The 25229-nt window shown below is 71.2% G+C and carries 19 protein-coding genes and 1 pseudogene; 13 read left to right on the top strand and 7 right to left on the bottom strand.

Annotated features, from left to right (window positions below):
- Nucleotides 1-72: 72 nt before the first annotated feature.
- Complete coding sequence (locus ACFWVP_RS33320; protein ID WP_384501735.1) at nucleotides 73-1974, bottom strand: AAA family ATPase; 1902 nt, start codon at nucleotides 1972-1974, stop codon at nucleotides 73-75.
- A 372-nt stretch (nucleotides 1975-2346) separates the two neighbouring features.
- Nucleotides 2347-2961 carry a uridine kinase gene (locus ACFWVP_RS33315; RefSeq protein WP_384501734.1) on the bottom strand — a complete coding sequence of 205 codons (615 nt, stop codon included), beginning with the start codon at nucleotides 2959-2961 and terminating at the stop codon, nucleotides 2347-2349.
- Nucleotides 2962-3145: 184 nt separating this feature from the next.
- Between ACFWVP_RS33315 and ACFWVP_RS33310 the strand changes: the two genes are divergently transcribed.
- A complete protein-coding gene (locus tag ACFWVP_RS33310; protein ID WP_384501733.1) occupies nucleotides 3146-4516 on the top strand; it encodes a peptidase C39 family protein in 1371 nt (456 codons plus the stop codon).
- A gap of 169 nt (nucleotides 4517-4685) precedes the next feature.
- Here the strand turns inward: ACFWVP_RS33310 and ACFWVP_RS33305 are convergent, their stop codons facing one another.
- On the bottom strand, nucleotides 4686-5933 hold the full coding sequence (locus ACFWVP_RS33305; protein WP_384501732.1) for an aromatic acid exporter family protein: 1248 nt from the start codon (nucleotides 5931-5933) through the stop codon (nucleotides 4686-4688).
- A 604-nt stretch (nucleotides 5934-6537) separates the two neighbouring features.
- On the opposite strand from ACFWVP_RS33305, the gene ACFWVP_RS33300 reads away from it, so the two are divergent.
- Nucleotides 6538-8193 carry a catalase gene (locus ACFWVP_RS33300; RefSeq protein WP_384501731.1) on the top strand — a complete coding sequence of 552 codons (1656 nt, stop codon included), beginning with the start codon at nucleotides 6538-6540 and terminating at the stop codon, nucleotides 8191-8193.
- A gap of 178 nt (nucleotides 8194-8371) precedes the next feature.
- Here the strand turns inward: ACFWVP_RS33300 and ACFWVP_RS33295 are convergent, their stop codons facing one another.
- Entirely contained in the window at nucleotides 8372-9700 is a 1329-nt protein-coding gene (locus tag ACFWVP_RS33295) for an APC family permease (protein WP_384501730.1), read from the bottom strand.
- 128 nt (nucleotides 9701-9828) lie between these two features.
- On the opposite strand from ACFWVP_RS33295, the gene ACFWVP_RS33290 reads away from it, so the two are divergent.
- From ACFWVP_RS33290 to ACFWVP_RS33270, 5 genes are all read left to right on the top strand, one after another.
- Entirely contained in the window at nucleotides 9829-10284 is a 456-nt protein-coding gene (locus tag ACFWVP_RS33290; protein ID WP_384501729.1) for an SRPBCC family protein, read from the top strand.
- 72 nt (nucleotides 10285-10356) lie between these two features.
- Nucleotides 10357-11973, top strand: coding sequence for a phytoene desaturase family protein (locus ACFWVP_RS33285; RefSeq protein ID WP_384501728.1), 1617 nt, complete (start codon nucleotides 10357-10359; stop codon nucleotides 11971-11973).
- Nucleotides 11974-12380: 407 nt separating this feature from the next.
- A complete protein-coding gene (locus ACFWVP_RS33280; RefSeq protein ID WP_384501727.1) occupies nucleotides 12381-13067 on the top strand; it encodes a HemK2/MTQ2 family protein methyltransferase in 687 nt (228 codons plus the stop codon).
- A 13-nt stretch (nucleotides 13068-13080) separates the two neighbouring features.
- A complete protein-coding gene (locus ACFWVP_RS33275; RefSeq protein ID WP_384501726.1) occupies nucleotides 13081-13329 on the top strand; it encodes a CDGSH iron-sulfur domain-containing protein in 249 nt (82 codons plus the stop codon).
- Nucleotides 13310-14320: an iron-containing redox enzyme family protein gene (locus tag ACFWVP_RS33270; protein WP_384501725.1), complete on the top strand. Its 1011-nt coding sequence runs from the start codon at nucleotides 13310-13312 to the stop codon at nucleotides 14318-14320. Before ACFWVP_RS33275 ends, ACFWVP_RS33270 begins: the two co-directional genes overlap by 20 nt.
- Before the next feature lie 348 nt (nucleotides 14321-14668).
- On the opposite strand, the gene ACFWVP_RS33265 is transcribed toward ACFWVP_RS33270, so the two are convergent.
- Nucleotides 14669-15979: a PP2C family protein-serine/threonine phosphatase gene (locus ACFWVP_RS33265; protein ID WP_384501724.1), complete on the bottom strand. Its 1311-nt coding sequence runs from the start codon at nucleotides 15977-15979 to the stop codon at nucleotides 14669-14671.
- Between the two features lie 811 nt (nucleotides 15980-16790).
- Here ACFWVP_RS33265 and ACFWVP_RS33260 point away from each other — a divergent pair.
- Nucleotides 16791-16940, top strand: a complete 150-nt coding sequence (locus tag ACFWVP_RS33260; RefSeq protein WP_384501723.1) for an SCO1431 family membrane protein — start codon at nucleotides 16791-16793, stop codon at nucleotides 16938-16940.
- Between the two features lie 130 nt (nucleotides 16941-17070).
- On the opposite strand, the pseudogene ACFWVP_RS33255 reads toward ACFWVP_RS33260, so the two are convergent.
- Nucleotides 17071-18310 (bottom strand): annotated as a pseudogene (locus tag ACFWVP_RS33255) (glycoside hydrolase family 18 protein); the annotation flags it as partial.
- A gap of 307 nt (nucleotides 18311-18617) precedes the next feature.
- Here ACFWVP_RS33255 and ACFWVP_RS33250 point away from each other — a divergent pair.
- Nucleotides 18618-19790, top strand: a complete 1173-nt coding sequence (locus ACFWVP_RS33250) for an acyl-CoA dehydrogenase family protein (protein ID WP_384501722.1) — start codon at nucleotides 18618-18620, stop codon at nucleotides 19788-19790.
- Between the two features lie 408 nt (nucleotides 19791-20198).
- On the opposite strand, the gene ACFWVP_RS33245 is transcribed toward ACFWVP_RS33250, so the two are convergent.
- Nucleotides 20199-20600 carry a hypothetical protein gene (locus ACFWVP_RS33245; protein WP_384501721.1) on the bottom strand — a complete coding sequence of 134 codons (402 nt, stop codon included), beginning with the start codon at nucleotides 20598-20600 and terminating at the stop codon, nucleotides 20199-20201.
- Nucleotides 20601-20804: 204 nt separating this feature from the next.
- Between ACFWVP_RS33245 and ACFWVP_RS33240 the strand changes: the two genes are divergently transcribed.
- The 4 genes from ACFWVP_RS33240 to fxsA all read left to right on the top strand — a co-directional run bounded on the left by ACFWVP_RS33240 (nucleotide 20805) and on the right by fxsA (nucleotide 25062).
- Nucleotides 20805-21245: an Lrp/AsnC family transcriptional regulator gene (locus tag ACFWVP_RS33240; RefSeq protein ID WP_384501720.1), complete on the top strand. Its 441-nt coding sequence runs from the start codon at nucleotides 20805-20807 to the stop codon at nucleotides 21243-21245.
- Nucleotides 21246-21377: 132 nt separating this feature from the next.
- Nucleotides 21378-23018 (top strand): amidohydrolase, encoded by a 1641-nt coding sequence (locus ACFWVP_RS33235; RefSeq protein WP_384501719.1) that lies wholly within the window; start codon nucleotides 21378-21380, stop codon nucleotides 23016-23018.
- Between the two features lie 537 nt (nucleotides 23019-23555).
- On the top strand, nucleotides 23556-24323 hold the full coding sequence (locus tag ACFWVP_RS33230) for a polyprenol monophosphomannose synthase (RefSeq protein ID WP_384501718.1): 768 nt from the start codon (nucleotides 23556-23558) through the stop codon (nucleotides 24321-24323).
- Between the two features lie 142 nt (nucleotides 24324-24465).
- Entirely contained in the window at nucleotides 24466-25062 is a 597-nt protein-coding gene (gene fxsA / locus ACFWVP_RS33225) for an FxsA family membrane protein (RefSeq protein WP_384501717.1), read from the top strand.
- Nucleotides 25063-25229: the final 167 nt, after the last annotated feature.

Here is a 25229-nt window from a genome sequence, read left to right as displayed (position 1 = left end):
AGCCCGCCCGGCGGCCCGAACCCGGGACCGTCGCCGTAACGCCGGAACCCCGCACCGCCGGAACCCGCACCCTCACGCCGCCCCAGGCTCCTGCTTCCCCCGGTCCGCCGGTCCCCGCCCCGACAGCACCTCGCCGTACGCCTGCATCAGGTCCGGCAGGCGCAGGGTGGCCAGGTCGTCCCGGGTCGGCTCGGCCGTGTAACCGGAGAGCCGCAGATCACGGTAGGCGCAGCTCTTCTCGTACAGCGTGCGGATGAAGCGGCCGTTGCCCAGCTCGTCGATCCAGCTCTGGTCGACCACGTGCCCGCTGATGCTGCGCAGCTCGTCCAGGGACTCCTCGTCCCACACGTCGCCGTTCTCGGCGGCCAGCACCCCGCCGATCGCGGTCAGTTCCAGCGGACGGTAGCTGGGGAAGTCGACGCGGGTGGTGAAGCGGGAGGACAGCCCCGGATTGGTGGAGAGCAGACGGTCCATGCCCTCCGGGTACCCCGCGAGTATGACGACGAGATGATCCCTGTTGTCCTCGGCCCGCTTGAGGAGGACCTGGAGGGCCTCGTCCCCGTACGCGTCGCCCTTGCTGTAACCGGTGTTGGAGAGGCTGTACGCCTCGTCGACGAAGAGCACCCCGCCGAGCGCCGAATCGATCAGCTCGTTGGCCTTCACCGCGGTCTGGCCGAGGAACTCACCGACGAGGTCGGAGCGCTGGGCCTCCACGAGATGGTCGCCGCCGAGCAGCCCGAGTGCGTAGAAGACCCGGCCGAGGATACGGGCGACCGTGGTCTTGCCCGTCCCGGAGGGGCCGGAGAAGACGAAATGACGCTTCGGCGGCTGCACCGGCAGACCCTGCTCGGCCCGCAGCCGTGCCATGTTGAGCTGCGCGGAAAGGGCCTTGACCTGGCGTTTCACGGGTTCGAGTCCGACCATCCGCTCCAGCTGGGCCAACGCCTCGGCAAGCAGGGCGGGATCGCTCGGCCCGGCCGGGAACGGCGCGGGCGCCGGCGGAGCCGGTTTCTCCCGCACCCCGTTGGTGCGGGGCGGCGGCACGACGGCTCCCGGCATGACCTGGGCGTCCCTGCCCGGCCAGGGCTCACGGCCGTCCACCAGGTCCGTGCCCAGCAGCGAGTCCCCGTCCGGCTGGGCCTCCGTGCCCGCACCGTCCGAACCGAAGCCCGCCAGCGACACCGCGGCCAGGTCGGCCGAATCGTCGTAACCGTCGCCCTCCGAGATCGCCGCGAGCCGGGCCGACGTGTCCATGAAGGCCGGGTCGACGCGGTGCACCGCCCGGTACAGCGGCAGGGCCGCCGCGCTGCGGCCGGTGCCCTCGTGCGCCCGCGCCAGCCAGTAGCGCAGCTCCTTGCGCTGCGGCTGCTCGCTGCGACATCGCATCAGGGAGGCGGACAGCAGCGGCTCGGCCTGCCCGTACATCTCCAGGCGCACCCGGGCCATGCCGCCGAAGAGTCCCGCCTCGATGCCCAGCAGCGGATCGTCGACGAGCTGTTCCGTGGTGCGGACGAGCTGTTCCCAGTCCTTGACCAGATAGGAGCGGCAGGCGTGCAGGAATCGCACCTGCGGATCGGCGTCGACCGGCGGAAGACCCGCCAGCGCCCGGTCCAGCTCCGGTACATGGCGGCCGTCCAGCCAGTGCGAGGCGTGCGCGAGGAGCAGATCACGCGGGCTCTCCAGCACCGGCTGCACCCACCAGCCCAGCCAGTACCAGGAGTTGAGGGTACGGCGATGGCGGGTGCGCTGTTCACCGAAGCGGTCCCGATGGCGGTACATGCGTAAGAGCGCCGTGGTGGTGTCGATCCGCAGCGCGTGGAGGCCCAGCCAGCCGTCCGCCATCCCCGGATCGAAGCGCACCGCTGTTCTGAATTCCTCTTCGGCCTGCGGGTACGCGCCCATCGTGTAGGCGTCCACGCCGCGCAGCCAGGCAAGGTCGGCCGGGGCCTGTGTGCCCTGCGTGCCGATGTCCATCAGGTCCCCCACAAACCGTGCCCCCAGAATGTCCCGCCCGCACAGCATGCCCATCGGAGCGCGTTGAATCACTGTTCCGGGGACGGGAATTGACCGCACCGGCAGCATCGTACCCGCGCGGGGAGCGGGCGGTTAAGGGCGATACCGGCGCTTCGGCAGTGGTGACCGAGGGTGAGCGGAGACGTCCGCCGGAGGCGGGGGAGGGGGTGCGGGGGCAGAACGAAGCCCCCGGTCACGGGGGAACAACCGGGGGCTTCGCGTCTGCGGGGGCTCCGAAAAGCCGCACAATGAACGTAGGACCTGTAAGGCCCCTCGGTCAAGCCGAGTTGAGGTGGTTCCGGAGGCATTTCGGAAGACCCCGCAGGGCTCCCCTCAGCCTTCACCCTGCGTGAGGAAACGACTCGTTCCCGCTGTCACATGAGGCCCTTCCAGCCACACGTATCCCGCTGGCACCTGCCGTATCACCGCGTCCGCGAACGGATATGAGGGGTCGTCGGCGAAATGCCGCTGTTCCGCGACGGTCCACCCGTCCCAGAAGTCCGTGAGCCCCGGTCCGTCGCGGAGCCGGCCCCGCTCCCAGGACCGTCCACGCTCCAACTCCAGCCACAGCAGACCCGCGAGGAACGGACGCACCGCGGTGCGGCCCGCCCCCACACCCTCGATCAGGATCACGGGGGCGGGTTCCAGCGTCCGGGCCGGCCCGAAGCGCCGTGCCGTCCAGTCGTACGGGGTGCAGCGCGCGGGCTCGCCGCGCGACAGCGGGTCCAGCACCTGCGCCCGGAGCCGGTCCGTCCAGGCGAAGAGCTCCTCATGGGTGGCCAGGTCGTCCAGATGCAGCACCGGGGCACCGCCGAGTGCGGTGGCCAGCCGCCCCGCGAAGGTGGTCTTGCCGGATCCGGCGTGACCGTCGACCGCGATGAGCCGCACCGGGCCGCAGGACGGGGGCAGGGTGCGCAGGCGGCGGGCGCGGTCCGCCAGGTCGTTCATGCCCCCACCCTACGAGACGTCGGGAGCGGAGCCCGGGCAGCCGCAGGTCACGTCAGTGGACCAGACCAATATTGGTCCGGCGGCACGGGCCGAATCGCTGGCCGGATCCGTCCCGGACCCGCGATAGTTGGCGCACCGATCGGCACCCGCAGCCCCAATCCGCTCACGACCGGGGGTCTCGCCCATGACCAGACCGACTTCACGCAGGACCGTACTCACCGCCGCGCTCGCGGCGGCGGCCGGGGCGGGCACGGCGGCCTCCGCCGGCCCCGCGACGGCCGCCCCCTCCTCAGCCTCCCCCTCCTCCCCTTCACCGGCGGCGGCCCCGCTCGTGGACAACCGTTTCTGGAGCACGTACACCGACTGGCGCTCCGGTTCCGCCGTGGGGACCCGCGCCGTCGCCGGGGCCCGGCCGGGCCTGGTGTTCTCCACCCCCGCCGGGACCACCGACCACACCGACCCGCACACCGGCACGACGACCAGCTGGGAGTACGCCACCTGGACCTCGCCGGTCCACCGCTCCACCGTCCCGGCCACCGAGGTGATCGCCTCCTGGAACGCCCGGACGCCGGCGGGCACCTGGATCCAGATCGAACTGCGGGGCAGCTACGCGGACGGCACGGACACCCCCTGGTACGTCATGGGCCGCTGGGCGTCGGGGGACGCGGACATCCGCCGGACCTCCGTCGACGACCAGACCGACGGCAGGAGCAGCGTCTGGACCGACACGTTCTCGGTGGACGACGCGGCGAGCGGGCTGCGCCTCGTCTCCTACCGGCTGCGGCTCACCCTCCACCGGACCCCGGGCAGCCGCCTCACGCCCACGGTCCACCGGGTCGGCGCGATGGCCTCGGACGTCCCGGACCGCTTCACCGTGCCGGCGAGCACCCCCGCGCTCGCCCGTGAGCTGGCGGTGCCCCGCTACTCGCAGAACGTGCACGTGGGCGAGTACCCCGAGTACGACAACGGGGGTGAGGCATGGTGCAGCCCCACCTCCTCGCAGATGATCATCGAGTACTGGGGGCGCAGGCCGACAGCGCAGGACCTCGCCTGGGTCAAGCCCGGTATCGCCGACCCACAGGTCTGCCACGCGGCCCGCCACACCTTCGACTACCAGTACGAGGGCTGCGGCAACTGGCCCTTCAACGCCGCCTACGCCGCCACGTACGAGGACATGGCCGCGGTCGTCACCCGGCTCCGGTCGCTGGCGGACCTGGAGAAGCTGATCGGCGCGGGCATCCCGGTCATCACGTCACAGTCCTTCCTCGAGGAGGAGCTGACCGGGGCGGGCTACGGGACCTCCGGCCACCTGATGACCGTCATCGGCTTCACGGCCGACGGCGACGTGATCGCCAACGACCCCGCGTCGCCGGACAACGACGCCGTGCGCCGCGTCTACCGCCGGCGCGAGTGGGAGAACATCTGGCTCCGGACGAAGCGCTACGACGCGAAGGGGCAGGTCAGAGGAGGTACAGGAGGGGTCTGCTACGTCTTTTGGCCCGTCAGCTCGACACCGGCTCAGCACCGCGTCCTGCGGTCGCTCGGCCTGACCTGAGCACGTAGGGAACCGACGGCCGCCTCGACGACCCGACGGCAGCGCTCCTGACCGTCCTGCGTGAGGTGGCCGTCCTGCGTGAGGTGGCCGTACCGGTCCACGGTGACCTTGACCGAGCGATGCCCGAGCCACCGGGACACCTCGTGAACGGACACACTGTCGGCCGAGGTCACGGTCGTCCGTCTCGACTCGCTGTTCCGGGAGACCTCCGGGATAGCGACGCTCGGTCTGCCTTCTTCGCGGCTTCGAGGAGGACGTCGCCGATGTACCGGAATTCCTCCATGAGCCGCGTCGCCTCGATGACCAGGGTGCCGTACGGGGCGGAGGGCTCGGTGAGGGATACGGCCAGCCGGTGAGATACCTCGACCACCTCGCGGCGGCGCTCTTCGGCCTCGTCGGCCAGGCGCAGCAGCCGCTCCGCCTGCGGGAGCAGGGTGGTCTCGTCCAGCGTCGTCAGCACCTCGGCCACTGCGCTGACGGACTTCAGGAACGCCGCGTAACGCTGGAGGAACGGCTGGCGGGCCTCGTCCTCCTCGCGGGACCGGTCGAGACCGCGGGTGAGGGAGGCCATCTGGTACAGCGTGCGTTCCAGGGCACCGAGAACCGCCTCGTAAGCCTGGAAGCCAGGGTGCTCCCGGTAGGGCCGCAGCAGGCGGCGTGGGTTGAGCAGGGCACTCTCCTCGGCTGTCCGGAGTCGCGACCGGGCCGGCCCGATCATGTCTTCGGCGCGTGCTGCCCGGGCTCGCCATCCTCCGGTGGTGTCCTGCTCGGGCACTCCCTCGGCGAGGACGGGATGCATGTCGGCGAGGAGGTCGTGGAGGGTGTGGGCGAGGTTGCGGATGCCGTACTCGGCGCTGCGGTAGCGCAGCGGCGGAACCACGAGGACGTTGACGACAGTTCCGATCACGCAGCCGATGAGGACGAGTACGACGATCTCTCCCAGCCGGAAGAAGCGCTGGGAGTCCCCGGAGGCCGAGGTGTACGTCGAGAAGGCGAAGAAGGCGGCGGTGGCGACCTGCGGTCCCTGGACGCCCAGGATGTGCCAGCGCCCGATGGCGAGGGCGATGAGGGCGACGAACACGAAGGTCAACACGTCTGGGCCGGCCAGGAAGCCGAGGGCGGCCTGCACCAGAACACCCGCGACGACCGCACCGACGTAGCGGAGCGACTGCAGAACCGAGCGATAGACGCTCACCTGCATGATCAGCACCGCTGAGAAGGGTGCGAACGCCGGTGCGTGGGAGTCGAGTACGTCGTAGGCGATCACCCAGGCCAAGGTGGCGGCGAGGGCGCTCTTTCCGATCACCAGTAGCGTGTCGCGCTCGTCTCCCGAACAGGAGAAGGCGCGCCGCCACCACCGGGCCGGCTCGGTGAGCCTTCCGGTCTCGGTCCGCGAGGTTGTCGTGCCAGGTGTCATGAATCCTTGTGCCCTTCGGCCTTGTCAGTCCTGCGGCCCGCTTCCAGCCCGGTTCGCGCGACGGTTTCCGGGTGGAAAGGCCTGGAAAGGCCTGGAAAGACCTCACCCGGTCCACGCGGTGGGTGCTCGTCGACGATCACCACGGCGTCCTCTTCCCCAGTCGCCTCTCGACGGAGATCCGGACGGTGCCAGGCACCCGCTGTACGCCGCCGGCTGCAGCGAACGGGGCGCCTCCCATGTGCGGCTGCATGTGTCGCCCCAACCGATGTGCGGCGACTCGTCCTCATCCGTACCGTCCGCCACCGGCACAGCCCGTACGTCCCCCGCGCAACGTTTGATCATCCGGTGTCGTGCGGGCGTCGATCCCCGGTGTTCGTCGGGCCCACCGATCACGGGTGCCCAGCCTTCCGGTTCTCACTCGTGACCAGTCGCGGGCACGGATGGGGGCGCCCTGGCGCGGGCGGCGATCCCGGTGCCGCGGGCCCGACGGCCCATGGGAGCGATTCGACGCGGCGGATGGCGGACATTGCCTCGTATTCCCGTACTTCACACCACCAAGGGGAACAGTCGGTCGACACGAACCCGAGGAGAAGGAGTACAGGTCATGACCGACACCCGGAGCGCGGAGCCCGATGACGCCAGACGTCCGGTGCTGACCAACCGCCAGGGCCATCCGGTCTACGACAACCAGAACCAGCGCACGGTCGGTGCCCGTGGGCCCGCGACGCTGGAGAACTACCAGTTCCTGGAGAAGATCAGCCACTTCGACCGGGAGCGCATTCCGGAGCGTGTCGTGCATGCGCGCGGAGTCACCACGTACGGCTTCTTCGAGGCGTACGGGAAGTGGGGGGAGGAACCGATCGGTCGGTACACCCGTGCCAAGCTGTTCCAGGAAGCGGGCAAGCGCACGGATGTGGCGGTGCGCTTCTCGACCGTGATCGGTGGCCGCGACTCCTCCGAGGCGGCCCGGGACCCACGGGGATTCGCGGTGAAGTTCTACACCGAGGACGGCAACTGGGATCTCGTCGGCAACAACCTCGGCGTCTTCTTCATCCGGGACGCGATCAAGTTCCCCGATGTGATTCACGCGCTCAAACCGGACCCCGTCAGCCACGAGCAGAAGCCCGCCCGGATCTTCGATTTCATGTCGCAGACGCCGGAGAGCATGCACATGCTGGTGAACCTGTTCAGCCCCCGCGGCATCCCTGCCGACTACCGCCACATGCAGGGTTTCGGCGTCAACACCTACAAGTGGGTGAACAGCACGGGTGACACGGTGCTGGTCAAGTATCACTGGATGCCCAAACAGGGCGTGAGGAGCATGACCGAGGAGGACGCGGCCAACGTCCAGGCCTCCGACCTCGGGCACGCGACCAAGGATCTCTACGAAGCGATCGGGCGCGGAGACTTTCCCGAATGGGAACTCGTCGTCCAGATGATGTCGGACGACGAACACCCGGAACTGGACTTCGACCCCCTGGACGACACGAAGACCTGGCCCGAGCAGGACTTCCCGCCCCGGGCCGTGGGACGCATGGTTCTGAATCGAGTCCCGGACAACTACTTCGCCGAGAACGAGCAGGTGTCCTTCGGAACCGGCGTTCTCGTCGACGGGCTCGACTTCTCGGACGACAAGATGCTGGTCGGCCGGACATTCTCGTACAGCGACACACAGCGGTACCGAGTAGGCCCCAACTACCTTCAGCTTCCGGTCAACCAGGCCAAGCACGCGCGTGTGGCCACCAACCAGCGAGACGGCCAGATGGCGTACGACAACAGCCACAGTGGCGAGAATCCCGAGGTCAACTACGAACCGTCGATCACCGGTGGCCTGAGGGAGGGCCACTATCCGACGCATGACGACCAGGGGCCGGAACTGCGCGGCCGCCTCACCCGCGCCCGCATTCCGCGCACGAACGACTACCTGCAGGCCGGCCAGCGCTATCAGCTGATGGAGCCGTGGGAGCGCGACGACCTGGTCCAGAACTTCACCGACCTTCTCGCCCAGTGCGCACGGCCGGTCCAGGAGCGCATGGTCTGGCACTTCCTCCTGGTCGACAACGATCTGGGCATCCGCGTGGGCAAGGGCCTGGGGATCGGTCCCGGGGACGTCAAGCACCTGTCACCACTGTCCACGCAGGACCTCGGCGACGACGAACGCGAGCGGCTCGCCCATCTCGGCGAGAACGCCCCCCGGGACGTCACCGGGCTCACGATGACTCACTGCGTCCCCAACGAGCGCCACAGCGTCACCCGCTGAACCGTCACCCACCTCGTAGGCGCCCGCGCCGCGCCACAGGGCGCGGCCGGGCCCGCCTTCTCGCCCCGGGCGGGCATCGAGTGATGCCGCGCGGGGTTCAGGCTCGTGAGCGTACGCACCGAACTCGTCGGCACGTCAGCGAGTCAGGCGGTGCGAGAAGGGCGGCGCGGGCGAGGGGTCAGCCACGGCTGCGCCGTGACCGTGCCGCGGCGACGGCGCCGAGTACCGCGCCGACAGCCAGCACGAGAAGCCCTCTCAGCCAGACCTCGTGCTCGATCCGAGTCGCGAGCGCGACGCAGGACACAGCTCCGAGAACGGGTACGGCCGTCGGCGCCCGGAAGTGCTCGCGCGGGGCAGCGTCGCGACGCAGGACCAGGAGCGCGGTGTTGACGAGGAAGAAGACCACGAGGAGGAGCAGGACCAGAGTGGAGGCGAGCGTGGACACATCGCCGGTCAGCGCCAGGAGCAGCGCGAGGCCGGTGGTCACGGCGATGGCGGCCCAGGGCGTGCGCCGGCCGGGCAGCACCTTCGTCAGGAATCGGGGCAGGAGACCGTCGCGAGCCATGCCGTAGGCCAGCCGTGAGGACATGATGCCCGTCAGCAGGGCGCCGTTCGCGACGGCCACCAGGGCGACGGCGCTGAAGAGTTCCGTGGGGACCCCGCCTGCGGCCCGGACGACTTCGAGGAGCGGCCCGCTCGACCCTGCGAGCTTCCCGGTCGGCACGGCCGCCGCGGCGGCCGCTCCGACCAGGGCGTACACCGCGCCCGCCGTGACCAGCGCGGCGAAGAGCGCCCTCGGATAGGAACGGCGGGGGTCACGGGTCTCCTCGGCCACGTTGACGGAGGTCTCGAACCCGACGAAGGAGTAGTAGGCGAGCACCGCTCCGCCCAGCAGGGCTGCCACGGGCCCCTCGCCCGCGGTGCCCAACTCCGTCAGCCTTCCCACGTCCCCGTCGCCGCGCAGCACCATCCAGGCTCCGAGCCCGATCACGAGCAGCAGCCCGCCGACCTCGATCACGGTGGCGACGACGTTGGCCCGGGTCGACTCGCTGATCCCTCGCGCGTTCAGCAGCGCCAGCGCGACCAGGAAGACGATCGTCACCAGCGCCACGGGAGGAGAGACGAACTCGGACAGGTAGTCGCCGCCGAACCCGCGGGCCAGGGCGGCCACCGACACGACCCCGGCGGCGAGCATGCAGAAACCGGCGAAGAACCCGACGAACGGACCGTAGGCCAAGGTGGCGTAATGCGAGGCGCCGCCCGCACGCGGATATTTGGTGACCAGCTCCGCGTAGGAGGCCGCTGTCAGCAGGGACAGACACAACGCCGCGAGCAGCGGAGCCCACACGGCGCCGCCCGACTCGGCGGCGACCTGGCCCACCAGGACATACACCCCCGCCCCGAGGACGTCCCCGAGGATGAAGAAGTAGAGGAGCGGGGTGGTCAGGGACCTCTTCAGGGTGGCCGGGGAGTCCGGTTCCGGAGGCGTCGCAGTGCGAGGTTTCACGTGGTCCCGTATACCCGGCCGGGTGCCCGGCAGGCGGCAGAACCCCCGGATGCTTGCGAAAGTGAGTAGGCCCGTACCGGTCGGGTACAGGAGGGGCCCGGTTGCGTCCGACTCGATCTGGAGGACTGATGGCCGTACGAAACCGATTGATCAGAAGGACCGTGGAAGATGTCTGGGCGGTTCTCGCGGACGGCAGGCGCTACGGCGACTGGGTGGTGGGGACGTCGGATTCGCGGCCTGAAGAGGGGGTGTGGCCGCGGGTCGGCTCCAGCATCACGTACACGGTTCGTGTGGGACGGTGGTCTGCCGCGGGAAGCACTGTCGTCCGACGCTGCGAGGCCCCGAATGTGCTGGAGCTGGAGGCCGACAGCGGGCGGCTGGGGACCGCCCGGATCGCCCTGGAGGTCCGGCCGTGGGGTGAGGACGCCCTGGTGATCATCGATGAGCACCCCCTGCGCGGGCCTGCCGGGAAGCTCCACAACGCAGTCGCGGACGCGCTGATCCAGGTGCGTCACCGCAGCGTACTCGCGCGATTGGCGGACACCGTGGAGAAGAACGCGAAGCGCGCACATCACACGGCGTGACCTCGGGCCGCCGGCTGCCTGAACTGCGAGGCGGCGGGGCCGACGGAAGGTCCGGAACACCTGGAGGTATCGATGCCGGACGCGGTGGTTGTCGGCGCGGGGCCGAACGGTCTCGTCGCCGCGAATCTCCTCGCCGCTGCGGGGTGGAGCGTGGAGGTGCTGGAGGCGCAGCGGGAGCCGGGCGGTGCGGTCCGCAGTGACCGTGGTGTCCATCCCGACTACGTGAGCGACCTCTTCAGCGCGTTCTACCCGCTGGCCGCGGCCTCACCGGTCCTCGGCGGTCTGGAGCTGCAGGAGGAGGGGCTCAGCTGGAGCCATGCCCCGCGTGTGCTGGCGCATCCGCTGCCGGACGGCCGGTGCGCGGTCCTCGAACGCGGGGCACAGGACACAGCGGCGGGGCTGGACACGTTCGCGGCAGGTGACGGGGCCGCCTGGCTCGACCTGTACGGCACATGGAGTCGCCTGGGTCCCGACATCCTCCGGGCCCTGTTCACCCCCTTCCCGCCGGTACGTTCCGCTCTCCGTCTGGCTGCCCGGCTCCGGGCGTCCGGCGGTCTCCGGATGGCACGGACGATGGTGCTGCCCGTGCGTCGCCTCGGGGAGGAGGAGTTCCGGGGCGAGGCGGCCAGGCTCCTTCTCGCGGGCAACGCGCTGCACGCGGACCTCGGCCCCGAGGCTGCGGGAAGCGGAGGCTACGGATGGCTCATGTCCATGCTCGGGCAGACCTACGGCTTCCCGGTGCCGGTCGGGGGAGCCGGTGCGCTCACGGCGTCCTTGGTGCGCCGGCTGGAACGGCACGGCGGGGTGGTCCGCTGCGGAGAGCGCGTGACCGAGGTCGTCGTACGCGGCGGCCGCGCCGTCGGCGTTCGCACCGCGGGGGGCGAAGCCGTACCGGCCGCCCGTGCCGTCCTCGCCGACGTGTCCGCCCCGGCGCTGTACGGCGAGCTGGTCGACGCACGGCACCTGCCCGGCCGGATGCTGAGCGACCTGCGCCGGTTCCAGTGGGACTTCGCGACGTTCAAGGTCGACTGGGCGCTGAATGGTCCTGTGCCCTGGACCGCCGGGGACGCGTCCACGGCCGGGACCGTCCACCTGGCCGACGGGGTCGACGGTCTCACCCGCTTCGCCGCCCAGATCGCGACGGGCCAGGTGCCCGACCGGCCCTTCCTCCTCTTCGGGCAGATGACCACCGCCGACGCCACGCGCTCACCCGCCGGCACCGAGTCGGCCTGGGCGTACACCCACGTCCCGCACCGGATCAAGGGAGACGCGGGCGAGGACAACCTGACGGGGCGATGGGACCGGCGCGAGCAGGAAGCCATGGCCGACCGCATGGAGTTGGAAGTCGAACGCTGGGCCCCCGGGTTCCGCTCCCGCATCATGTCCCGGCGTCTTCTCGCGCCGCCCACCCTCGAGTCCATGGACGCCAACCTGCACGGCGGCGCGATCAACGGTGGGACCGCAGCCGCGCACCAGCAACTCATGTTCCGCCCGACGGCCGGTACCGGGCGGCCCGAGACGCCGGTGAAGGGCCTGTACCTCGCATCGGCCTCGGCCCACCCGGGCGGCGGCGTGCACGGAGCCCCTGGCGCCAACGCCGCGCGTGCGGCGCTGCGCGGAAGGAGCGTGTGCGGGCTGCACGCCCCGTCGATGCCGTGGGCCGTCCGCGCGGGGCGGAACAGCGGGTGAGTCCCGACCCGCCAGGCGTCCCGAGGAATACGGGGGCGGCATACGGGGCGGCATACGGGGCGGCAACTCTCTTCCGGCAGGCGCCAAGAGTCGTCACCGAATGACCGGTGCCGGCCGGGGGTGCTCATTCCCGACACCGCCGACACCGCCCCCAGCGGCAAGGGAGGATCTGGCACCAAGCGCCCTCCCCGGCACGCATGCCGCGCACGCGGTGCTGCCGACGGCAGCTGGTAGCAGAGAGCCCTCACCAGCGCACTTCGGCATGTGAGGGCAGGCGCGGGGCAGAAGGCGAGAGACCGCTGCCCGGGTCGCGGCCGACCAAAGGCACCTGCACTCTGAATGAGTGGGCGCGCGCCGGGCGAGACGAACGAAGACCCGCACCTGTTCGCACCTCATGGAGGCTACAGATGACGACCGCTGCCGTACGGCCCGCCGGCCTGGGGAATCTGTGGACACTGCCTGGCGTCTACGCCCCGCAGGCCGACACCTACCTGCTCGCCGAGGCGCTTCAGGACGAGGAGATAGCGAAGGGCACGGACGTCCTCGATGTCTGCACAGGAAGCGGAGCGCTCGCTGTCCTGGCCGCGCGGATGGGCGCCCGGGTCTCGGCGACCGACATCTCGAGGCGGGCGGTGATGACCGCCAGGCTGAACGCGGCCCGTGCCGGACAGCGCGTCCGAGTGCTGCGCGGTGACCTCACCGGACCGATCGCCGAACAGCGCTTCGACGTCGTGGTGAGCAACCCGCCCTACGTGCCCACACCTCCCGCGCACGAACCGCGCAAGCACAGACCCTCGGTGGCCTGGGACGCCGGATACAGCGGACGGCAGGCCCTGGACCGTATCTGTGCCCAGGCCCGAGACGTGCTTCACCCGCACGGCGTACTACTCGTGGTCCACTCCGCACTCTGCGGCGCCGACGAGACGCTCAGACGACTGTCCGGGACCGGCATGCGCTGCTCCGTGACTCACCGGGCCTCTGTGCCCTTCGGGCCCGTCATCACCCAACGGCTGCCATGGCTACGCGCCCAGGGCCTGCTCCACCCCGACGAGGACACAGAAGAGCTGGTGGTCATCCGTGCCGTACGAAGCTGATCGCGCCAGGCGTGTGACCGTCGACAGCGACGGCCCGATACTCATCGAAGGGCCGGTGGAGATCATGCGGGAGGACGGCACGATCTCCACCTCCGATCGGTTCGTCGTCGCCGTCTGCACCTGCCGCCGCAGCCGCGTGTACCCGTGGTGCGACACCAGCCACCGCCGCCGCGCGAAGCCCTCCGGACCTGCTCGCCGCGAAGGCCGCGACCAGTGTTCAGACAGCAACCCGAAGGAAACCCATGACGGCGACGACCGCTGACCACCACACCGGCTCGGCTCCCGCCGTGCCTGCGGCCAGAGGGCCCCTCTCGGCAGGGCTGTTGGCTGCCCTCACCTCGCCGAGCCAGGACGCGCCGGATGCGGGGGACGTGGCAGCCGCCGACCCGTACGGGGAGGACCTGCAACTGGCCCTCTACGTGCTGTACGAGCTGCACTACCGCGGCTTCGCGGGCATCGCCGAGGACCGCGAATGGGACCCTGCCCTCATGCCCCTGCGCAGGGCGCTCGAAATGCGATTTCTCAACGCTCTGCGCGCCGACGTACCCGAGGGCCGCTCGACCGACGAGGCGTTCGCGGAGCTGCTGGTGGAGTCCACCGACCACCGGGACAGCGTCGCCCACCATCTCGAGCACGAGGGAGAGCTGTGGCAGGTCCGCGAGTACGCCGCTCTGCGCTCCCTCTATCACCTGAAGGAGGCGGACCCGCACGCCTGGGTCATCCCGCGATTGCGGGGGCGGGCCAAGGCCGGCATGGTCGCCATCGAGTACGACGAGTTCGGCGCAGGACGTGCCGAGAACATCCATGCGCACCTCTTCGCTCAGCTCATGGCAGACCTGGACCTCGACACGCGCTACGGCCACTACTTGCAGGCGGCCCCGGCCCCCGCACTCGCCGTCGTCAACCTGATGACCTTGTTCGGCTTGCACCGGGAACTGCGGGGAGCGCTGGTCGGTCACTTCGCCTGCGTGGAGGTCACCTCCTCGCCGGGCTCGCGCCGGCTCGCCGCAGCGATGCGGCGCACCGGCGCCGGTCCCGCAGCCGAGCACTTCTACGCGGAGCACGTGGAGGCGGACGCCGTACACGAACAGGTCGTACGCCGCGAGGTGGTCGGCGGCCTGCTCGAGGACGAGCCGCACCTGGATCCGGAAGTCGCCTTCGGGGCCGACGCCACCGTGTATCTGGAGAGTCGACTCGCGTCGTACGTACTCGAGACCTGGCGGGCCGGACAGTCGGCGCTCCTCAAGGGGTAGCGCGTCGAAGGGACCCCTGACGCGACCGCGTGCGAAACCGCCGACGGGCTGATCACAAGGGGCCGCCCTGCGGTGCGCAGGTGACGAAATGCGTGTCGTCCGCACCGCCGCCCGGGGTTGCCCGGTAGGGGTACCCGCACGTGGCGCCCCGCGCGCACGAGGGCAGGCGGTTCGTCCCGGCACCCGCGGATCGATGGGCCGTCAGGCATTGTCGGCCGCGGGGTACCCCTGTCCGGACGCCGTGACCGTAGTCGGGCCTGTCAACGCCGGCAGAGCTGTTGGCCACCGGCCACGGGGACGCACGGGACCGATGCTCAGGCGGCGGACCGGAAGGAGTCACCGGGCCGGTCAGATGCCGTCGTTGTCAGCGGGCTGCTGGGCCCAGGCGGAAGTGATCGTATGCGGGGTGGTGGAGGGGGGCAGGCCCATCAGCGCCTGCAGCTCGGTGGGCGGGTACGCGGTGGGGCCGTGCCACTCCAGGAGCATCACGGTGGCGTCGTCGTTGAGGCGGCCGCGGTGGTACTCGAGGTGGTGCCCGATCAGCCGCCGAAGGGTTTCCGGTACGGGGAGGCCGTCGGCGTGGTGGCGAATGAGGAAGTCGGTCAAGCCGTTCAGGCCGAACTCCTGCCCCTGCGGGTTGCGCGCCTCCGTGATGCCGTCGGTGTAGAGCAGTAGTCGATCCCCGGGTTCCAGCTGATCGCGGCGAATGGCGCCAGGCAGGCCCAGCCCGGTCCCCATGGGAGGAGCAGGCGGGCAGAACAGGTGCACGACGGTTCGGTTGCCGCGGATGACGACCGGGGGGTGGTGACCGTAGTTGGTCCAGGTCAGCACACCGGTGGCCAGATGAAGGTCGGCCAGGACGCTGGTGGCGTACCGGCTGCCCGCGAACTGCTCGGTCAGAATCTCGGCGACGCCTTCGGCAGTCTCCAGCAGGTCGGCGCCCTGACGGCGGTGGTTGCGGGCGGCCGCCAACGCGAGGTTCGCGGTCAATCCTGCTGCGGTGTCGTGTCCCATGGCGTCGAAGACGGACAGATGTACGGATTCCCCGGTCAGGGCGTAGTCGAAGGCGTCCCCGCTGACCTGGTAGGCCGGTTCCATGACAGCACTGATCAGGACGCGGTCGGTGGCGAAGGTCCGCGGCGGCATCAGCTGCCATTCCATCTCGGAGGCCACCCTCATCTTCCGGCGGCGGACCAGCCGGGAGTACGAATCACTCGTCTCACGCTTGGTGACCAGGAGGAGGGCGACCAGCCCGGCGAGCCTGTTCAGACCCTCATCCGCCTCGACCCGCGCGCCCGGCACGCCGACCCGCAGTACGCCCAGACGCTCCGCGCCATCCAGCAGCGGGACCCACCACTGCCCCTCCGTGGAAGCCGAGGCGGGAAAGACCTTGCCCAGTTGGAAGGCACGCCCCGCCACGGTCCCGTCGACGGACAACTCGGCCGCAACGTCCGCGTCACCCGGGCCGACGTCGACATTGCCGGCCAGCAGGTACAACCGCTCCTGTTGGAGATCGGCCAGATAGATCAACACCTGGGGCCAGCCCGCTCCGGCAGCATGCGACGCCACAGTGCCGGGCAGCTGCTCCAGGGTCATCAGGTGACTGGCGGCAATCAGATCACCCAAAATGTGTGCACGCGCCGCTTCCACGCTGTTCATCGATGAACACCTTTCGCGACGGCTGTGAGGACCGCACGGCAAACGGCACCTCCAGGGCCTGGGTGCCCATGCCAGGTTAGAAGGAGAATGCGCCATCTTGCCCCGAAGTGCCGAGAAACGTAGCCCCTGATCGGCCGACCCGGTGAAGCGACAGGCGCACACGACACGGGGCGGACCCGCAGGTGAGGCGCGACCGCCGAGCCGCCCACGGGTGCGCGATCACGCGGACCTCGGCGACTTGGGCACGAGGTGGAGGCGGGCGGTGTGGTACCGGATGGCGCGCGGCTGCGAACACCACGGCCCTCACCGCGCGACAGCACAGGCCTGGAGTCATGGCGCGTTCATCCTCGCACCCCGTCCCGTCCACGGCGGGGGAGTACGCGAACTTCCCGGCCTGCCGCCCGGTTTCGCTGCCGGCTCCGCTGCCCGGCCTCGGGGACCCGGACGAGGCGGGGCCCGTACCGCCGACCCGGGCCCGCCACCGTCCTGCCCGCGCTCGACGAGGGCACGCCCGCCCTCGGGTGTCGCCCAGGCCCGGGAGCCGTCCATCCGCGCCTCCTCCCGGCGACGGCCATGACCGGCTCGCTCACGGGCCCGGCGGCGCGACGGGCGCATCGCGTGGTGTCCGGCACAGCCCCGGCTCCGTGCCGGACGGACCGGCCGTGGATCCCTTGCCGCAGTGGGGCTCCGGGGCTCGGACCGTGCCGCAAGGGGCCGGCCGCCAGTGACTGGGTCCCTACCCGGGAGGGCCGGCACTGTGGTCGGTCCCCGGGGGACGACCATTGCCGACCTGTCGACGAATGAGATCGCCATGACCGCGACCGCCGCCGAGAACGCGCGCCACGCCCGCCGAGCCCGCACCGGGGGCCCCGAGGACGGGCCGAGGCTGCTGGGGCACGTCCTGGGCTGGACGCTCGTCGTCGTCCTGGCGATGTTCGTCACCCAGGCCGGACTCATGTGACGTACCTCCGAGGGGCCGGCCGGTCACCTCGCAGCGATGGGAAGGCCGGCCCGGGAAGGCGGAGGGACGAGGCGCCCGCCCGGCGCCCCGCCCCCTTCCCGCCCTCTCGGCGTGTACCCCGTCGGCGCTGGTTGATGGCCTTGATCAGCTCGCCGTCGGTCGTGTCACCGCCCAGCTCCCGGAAGAAGGTGCCTCCCAGGCCCTGCCGTCCTTGTGGTCCATCTTCGTGGCGATGGTGGACGGGGTGTCGTAACTCCACCGGTCGGTGCCGCCGTGGGCGTACGCCGTGCCGGCCACGGTGCCCGTCACCGGACAGCTGCTCTTCAGGATCCTGTGGTCCTCGATGCCCGCCTCGTACGCGCCCGGGGCCGCACCGGTCGCCGTGCCGCCCGGCTCCGACTGCGTGACACCGGTCCAGGCTCGGCCGTAGAAGCCGATGCCGAGCAGCAGTTTCCGGGGCGGGATGCCGAGTCCCTTGAGCTCGGAGACCGTCGCGTCGCTGTCGAAGCCCTCCGTCGGTGTGCCCGGGTGACGTCAGCGGGGAGTGCGGGGCCGTCGGAACCTGGGCGGCGAACGCGCCGAAGAAGTCGTACGTCATCGGGTTGTACCGGCCGAGGTACTGCGCCGTCCCGGCGTGGTCCACGGCGTCGATTTTGCCGCCGTCCGAGCCGTCGGCGGTGATCGCCGAGAGAAGGCCGCCGTAGGCGTTACAGCCGCTGGTGTCGAAGACATCGGCCCGGCGCGGGTCCTCCACCAGGTCGTAGCAGGACCCGGCGAACGAGGCGGGACTCCGCGCGGCCTCACCGAAGCCTCCGGACCAGCTCCGGCCGCCGAAGGAATCGGACGATCCTCAGGTCCGGGTGCAGCTTCTTCAGTTTGCGCGACTGGTGCAAGCTGCCGCGCAGTTCCTGGTGCAAGCTGCCGCGCAGTTCCTGGTCCCAGGTGTCCGCGACGCCGTCCACCGACCGCTCGGCCGAGTAGGCCTTCTCGTAGTCGGCGTAACTGTCGCCGATGGTGCACCTGCCGCCCTGGACTTCGCCGAAGGCGTAGTTGATGTGCGTGAACCTGTCGGCCGAGCCCGACGTCTCGATGTTCCCGACGTGGTGATCGCGCTGGTGGACACCCCCGTTGGTGAAGTATCCGACCACCTCGTCGCCGGCCGCGGTGGGGGCCCCGGCGGCTGCCACAGGCTGCGCGGCAGGGGCCGCGCCCGCCGCCGACGTCCCCGCGACACCGAGGAGGGCGGCGCCGAGCGCGACGGTACAGACGGTCGCGGCGAACGCCCTGAGGCGGACGCCGGGACGGTGAAGTCCGGTCGTCGTGGCTCCCCGCGGAGGAGGGCTCGGCCGTGGGGGCGCCCCTCGCTCCATCGTTTGGCATGGACGCGATGAGGCGGGGGGCAGACCGCAGAAGGACTGGACCAGTTGGGTCAATGGTGCCGTCAATGGTGCGCACCAATTTCCGAGAGCGTCCGCCCCCGGCCCCCGGTGACGCACGCGCTCCGATCGGGCATACTCAACCCGCCACAGCCGCTGGCCAGCGCCTCTCGTGATCCGAGCAGGCAGGATCGGCTGGGGAGTCATAGATTTCCGGGCATCGCCCGGGACCGCCCGGCGGCGCCGCTCACACCCCGCGCGTGCGACCGCCGCAACGCCCGACAGGGAGGAGAGCGCCGTCATGTCCGACCGTGCCCCGCAGCCGGTGGAACGCCGCCTGCCCACCGAGGAGTCCCGGCAGCTCATGGAGCTCGTCCGCGACCTGGTGTCCAAGGAGATCACTCCCCGGGCGGCCGAGGAGGAGGAGTCCGGTCAGTTCCCGCGCGCGGTCTTCACCCTGCTCTCCGAATCCGGACTGCTCGGACTGCCGTACGACTCCGCGTACGGCGGCGGGGACCAGCCGTACGAGGTCTACCTCCAGGTCCTCGAGGAACTGGCCGCGGCGCGGCTCACCGTCGGGCTCGGCGTCAGCGTCCACTCGCTGGCCTGCCACGCGCTCGCCGGATACGGCACCGAGGAGCAACGGGCCGCCCACCTCCCCGCGATGCTCGGGGGCGGGCTGCTGGGCGCCTACTGCCTGTCCGAGCCCTCCTCCGGCTCCGACGCCGCCTCGCTGCGCACGAAGGCCGTACGGGAGGGGCGGGACTGGGTCCTCACCGGCACCAAGGCCTGGATCACGCACGGCGGGATCGCCGACTTCTACACCGTCCTGGCGCGCACCGGCGTGGAGGGCCCCCGCGGCATCACCGCGTTCCTGGTGCCCGGCGACATCGACGGGCTCAACGCGGCCGTCCCCGAGAAGAAGATGGGCATGAAGGGCTCGCCCACGGCCCAGCTGCACTTCGACGGCGTGCGGATCCCCGACGCCCGCCGCATCGGCGACGAGGGGCAGGGCTTCGCCATCGCCCTGTCCGCGCTCGACTCGGGCAGGCTGGGAATCGCCGCCTGTGCCGTCGGCGTCGCCCAGGCCGCCCTGGACGAGGCCGTCGGATACGCCACGGGGCGGCACCAGTTCGGCCGGCCCATCGCGGACTTCCAGGGGCTGCGCTTCATGCTCGCCGACATGGCCACCCGGATCGAGGCGGGACGGGCCCTCTACCTGGAGGCCGCACGGCTCCGTGACGCGGGCCTGCCGTTCTCGCGGCAGGCGGCGATGGCCAAACTGTTCTGCACCGACGCGGCCATGCAGGTCACCACGGACGCGGTCCAGGTGCTCGGGGGCTACGGCTACACCCTCGACTTCCCCGTCGAGCGGCTGATGCGCGAGGCCAAGGTGCTGCAGATCGTCGAAGGCACCAATCAGATCCAGCGCATGGTCATCGCCCGCCACCTCGCGGGCCCCGAGACACGCTGACCCGCACGGGCGGGTCCGACCACACGGGTGTCGTCATGATCCGGTTCCACTCCTGGTCATGGCGGCCCGGCAGTGTCCGGCCCGCACTCTCCCAACGACGCAGCAGCGCCCGGTAGATGGGCGGATCGGTGGTGTGCGGCACGGACTGCCGCAGAACCCCCAGGGACGGCGGGCCGGACTGCTGAACCGATTCTTCGGACGTCGGAGCGGCGAGACGGCGGCGGACGGGGCCGGCCGTCGAGTGCAGCGTGGTCATAACAGGACCAACACCCCGGCAGGGCCCAGGGTCACTGCCCGGCCGATTCGCGCGCCCCTTCCCCGGGTGCCGCGTCCACCGGCCGGCCGGTGGAACTGCCCGCACCACGCCGGCGGAGCCGTAGTGGTGCGGCAGGGGCGTGCGTCCGCGCGTCAGGCGGCGTGGTGCCGCGTCCGCGGTACCTGCTGCAGGGGGCGCGAGCCGGGCCCCCCGGCGTGCGAGAACGGCTGCATCCGCCAGTCGAGGCCCTGGGGGAGCGTCAGCAGCAGCGCGGTCTCCTGCTCCTGGACCTCGATCGTCTCGTCGGCCGGAAGCGCCTGGGAGGCGTCGCGGCTCGTGCCGGCGCACACGGTGAGGACGAACGGATTCCACGGAGTGGGGCACAGCGCGTGCTCGGGCAGAACGTCCTCGTCCGCCAGCAGCGCGATCGGCTGCGCACAGTCCGGGCAGATCACCCGGTACATCTCGAATGTGTCGTACGCGTCGGGAGCGAGGTCCTCGTCGAGATCGACGGGCTCCGGTTCGGTACGTCCGGTGAGCTTCAGGCTCTGCATGGGATATTCCCCCCTCGGGTGGGCCGGCCAGGCGCCACGGCCTCGGCCACAGCAAGCACTTCCCGTGGGATGTCGGCCGTAACCGCGAGGTCGTCGGCTACTGACGCGTAAACATGTGGCATTCGTCACATGCCCCCCGAACGTGCGGTTCCGGAGCCCCCCACGGCTGTGCCTGGAGGGACCCGGGGCCATAGGTTGATCCGTATGGAGGAGCTGGACCGTCAGATTGTGGAGTTGCTCGTCAAGGACGGGCGGATGAGCTACACCGACCTGGGCAAGGCCACGGGCCTGTCCACCTCGGCCGTTCATCAGCGCGTCCGCCGGCTGGAGCAGCGCGGGGTGATCCGCGGCTATGCCGCGGTCGTCGACCCCGAGGCCGTCGGCCTGCCCCTCACCGCGTTCATCTCGGTGAAACCCTTCGACCCGAGCGCACCCGACGACATCGCCGAACGGCTGGCCGGCGTGCCGGAGCTGGAGGCCTGCCACAGCGTCGCCGGCGACGAGAACTACATCCTCAAGGTGCGGGTCGCCAGCCCTCTCGAACTGGAGCACCTGCTCACCCGGATCCGCTCGCTGGCCGGAGTCTCCACCCGTACGACCGTAGTCCTCTCCACCCCGTACGAGGCGCGGCCCCCGCGCATCTGAACCGCGCCCCGGCGTGCACGAGGCGCGCGCGGGGTGTCGGCAGGGTGCGCGCACGGCGTGTCCGAGGCGCGCACGCCGCGTACCGGAGGGGGCGCGGGCAAAATCGTTCCGGGCAGGCGCGAGACTGGTGCCATGACCGAGAGCACCGCCCCCCAGAGCGAACACCGCACCGTGCTGCTGCGCGGTGGAGACGTCCACAGCCCCGCCGATCCGTTCGCCACCGCGATGGTCGTCGAACGCGGCCATGTCGCGTGGGTGGGATCGGAAGGGGCGGCCGACGCCTTCGCGAGCGGTGTCGACGAGGTGATCGACCTGGAAGGGGCCCTGGTCACCCCGGCGTTCACCGACTCCCACGTCCACACCACATCGACCGGACTCGCCCTCACGGGACTGGACCTCTCCGCGGCCCGCACGCTCGCCGAGGCCCTCGGCCTCGTGCGTGCGTACGCGGACACCCGCTCCGGTCAGCGGGTCGTCCTCGGCCACGGCTGGGACGCCACCCGGTGGCCCGAACAGAGGCCCCCGTCACGCGCCGAGCTCGACGGCGCGGCAGGCGGCCGGCCCGTCTACCTGCCCCGGGTGGACGTCCACTCCGCCGTCGTGACGACGGCGCTCCTGGACCTGGTCCCGGGGGTCACGGCGCTGACCGGCTACCACCCCGACGGCCCGCTGACCGGCGCCGCCCACCACGCGGTGCGCGCCGCGGCGCACGGCGCCGTCACCCCCGGGCAGCGGGCCGAGGCGCAGCGCGCCGCCCTGGCGCACGCGGCCTCGCTCGGCATCGGCACCGTGCACGAGTGCGCCGGTCCCGAGATCTCCGACGAGGAGGACTTCACCGGCCTGCTGAAGCTCGCCTCCCAGGAGCCCGGTCCCCGGGTCTTCGGATACTGGGCGGAGCGCGTCGAGAACGAGAAGGGCGCCCGGCGCATCCGTGAGCTCGGCGCCATCGGTGCGGCCGGAGACCTCTTCGTCGACGGGTCCCTCGGCTCGCACACCGCCTTCCTGCACGAGCCGTACGCCGACGCCCCGCACACCGGCACCGCCCATCTGGACGCCGCACAGATCGCCGCACACGTGACGGCGTGCACCGAGGCCGGACTGCAGGCCGGCTTCCACGCCATCGGGGACGCGGCCGTCTCCGCCGTCGCGGCCGGCGTCCGGGCCGCCTCCGAGAGCCTCGGGCTCGCCCGCGTCCGTGCCGCCAGGCACCGGGTGGAACACGCCGAGATGCTCACCCCCGAGACCGTCGCCGCCTTCGCGGAACTGGGGCTCGCCGCCTCCGTCCAGCCGGCCTTCGACGCGGCCTGGGGCGGCCGGGAAGGCATGTACGCCGCCCGGCTGGGCGCCGAGCGGGCCGCCACCCTCAACCCGTACGCGGCTCTCCTGCGCGCCGGGGTGCCGCTCGCCTTCGGCTCGGACAGCCCGGTCACACCGCTGGACCCGTGGGGAACCGTGCGGGCGGCGGCCTTCCACCGGACCCCGGAACACCGCATCTCGGTGCGGGCCGGATTCACCGCCCACACACGGGGCGGCTGGCGGTCCGTCGGCCGCGACGACGCCGGCGTGCTCGTGCCCGGCGCCCCCGCCGACTACGCCGTCTGGCGTACCGGCGAGCTGGTGGTCCAGGCACCCGACGACCGGGTCGCCCGCTGGTCCACCGACCCCCGTTCCGGCACCCCTGGCCTGCCCGATCTCACCCCGGGAGCGGCACTTCCGGTCTGCCTGCGCACGGTGGTCCTAGGACAAACTGTCTACGTAAGGCCGAACGAGTGACGTCGGAACATCCCGTACCGCCGATCGAAGGCGCCGAGACTCTGCCGCGACCTGCGACTCCTCAGCACTGACCAGGCACTTCGCGGGAAAACCGCAGGTCGCACGGCTGTTGACAGGGAGCGCCCACCGGCCGGTAGGTTCGGCCGGGTCCACCACTGGACGTCCGACCGGTCAAACCTCCACGCAGTCGTCGAACGCCGCTGGGTCATGGGGTGGTGCGCCGCACCGGCGCACCACCCCTGACAGCCAGGTTCAGCGCCCGCGCCTCGGGGCGAGGGAAGGTTTCGTCCGGACGGCAGGTGCGACCCGGGTGGGGCCCGGAGGTTCAGTAGACAACGGCTTTCGGTCGACCCGCAGCCAGCGGGTCCCAGGTCGGCCCGAAGGACGCCGGGCCCCGATCCGCAGTTCTGTCCGCAGTTCCACGCTTCTGTCCGGCCCGGCCGGACGCGTGACGCGCCCCCCTCACGACCGCGTCGGAGTCCGGCGGCGGCACGCTGGATATGGTGTGCACCTGCGTACGGACTTTAAGGGGCAGTAGTGAACGACGGCGGTCAGAGGCAGTTCGGCCCGCTCGGCACAGTCTTGGTGATCATTCCGACCTACAACGAGGCCGAGAACGTCAAGCTGATCGTCGCCCGGGTACGCGCCGCCGTTCCGGAAGCGGACATCCTGGTCGCCGACGACAACAGCCCCGACGGCACCGGCAAGGTCGCCGACGAGCTCGCGGCCGCCGACAGTCAGGTGCACGTCCTGCACCGCAAGGGCAAGGAAGGGCTCGGCGCCGCCTACCTCGCCGGATTCCGGTGGGGAGCCGAGCACGACTACGGCGTCCTGGTCGAGATGGACGCGGACGGCTCGCACCAGCCGGAGGAACTGCCCCGCCTCCTCACCGCGCTGAAGGGCGCCGACCTGGTCCTCGGCTCGCGCTGGGTGCCCGGCGGCCGGGTCGTCAACTGGCCCAGGCACCGGGAGATGATCTCCCGCGGCGGCAGCCTCTACTCCCGGATGCTGCTCGGCCTGTCGGTGCGGGACGTCACCGGCGGCTACCGGGCCTTCCGCACCCCCACCCTGGATGGCCTCGGCCTCGAAGAGGTCGCCTCGCAGGGCTACTGCTTCCAGGTCGACCTGGCCCGCCGGGCCGTCGAAGCGGGGTACCACGTCGTCGAGGTACCGATCACCTTCATGGAGCGGGAGATCGGGGACTCCAAGATGAGCCGCGACATCCTCGTCGAGGCGCTGTGGCGGGTCACCGGCTGGGGCATCTCCAGCAGGGCGTCCAAGGTCCTGGGCCGCAAGCCCTCCTGACCACCTCCGGGCCCGCCTGTCCGCCTCCCGGCCCCTTCTGACCGCCTCCCGGCCCGCCGGGCCGGAAGAGGTCCCGCCCGGCCCGGAGAGTCATGATCACCCCCTTACGCCGCTCGCACGCCCGTGCAGGCACACTGGGTGCATGACGACCGGCACACCGCCTCCGAACCGTCCACGGCGCTCACGCGCCCGTACCTTCCTGCCGCTGGGCCTCGCCGCCTGGGTGGTGCTGGAGATCTGGCTGCTGATCGTGGTGGCCGACGCGGCGAGCGGGTTCACCGTGCTGCTGATCCTGATCGCCGGTGCCGTGCTCGGCGCCGTGGTGATCAAGCGGGCGGGCCGACGGGCCTTCCGCAACCTCACCGAGACCCTCCAGCAGATGCCGGGGCAGCCCGGTGCGCCCGCCACTCCGCCGACGGCCCCGCCGGGCAGCCGCGGAAACGGCTTCCTGATGCTGGGCGGCCTGCTCCTGATGATCCCCGGCATGGTCTCCGACGCCGCCGGGCTGCTGCTCCTGCTGCCCCCGGTCCGCTCGGCGCTCAGCCGGTACGCGGAGCGCTCCCTGGAGCGCCGCATCATGCGTGCCGCCGCGCCGGGCAGCCTCTCCGACGCCTTCCAGCAGGCCCGTATCCGCCGGCCTGACGGAAAGGTCGTCCAGGGGGAGGTCGTCCGCGAGGACGGCACCCGGCAGCACCCCGGCCGTGACGACGGATCCCCCCGTCCGCCGCTGACCCCCTGAGCCCGCCCCCTGTGCGCAGGCGCCCCCGAGGCCTTCAGGGTCCGGGGGCGCCGCCGTCTCCCGGGAGGCCGGAACCTGCCCCGGACCCGTGCGTAAGAGGAGGCCGGAACCGGCCGGTACCCGCACGGAAAGAGCCGCGGGCCGTGACACATGTTTCTGTGTCACGG

The sequence above is a fragment of the Streptomyces sp. NPDC058637 genome, assembly GCF_042717325.1.
GTDB lineage: Bacteria > Actinomycetota > Actinomycetes > Streptomycetales > Streptomycetaceae > Streptomyces.
This window is presented reverse-complemented; position numbering and strand designations above follow the sequence as displayed.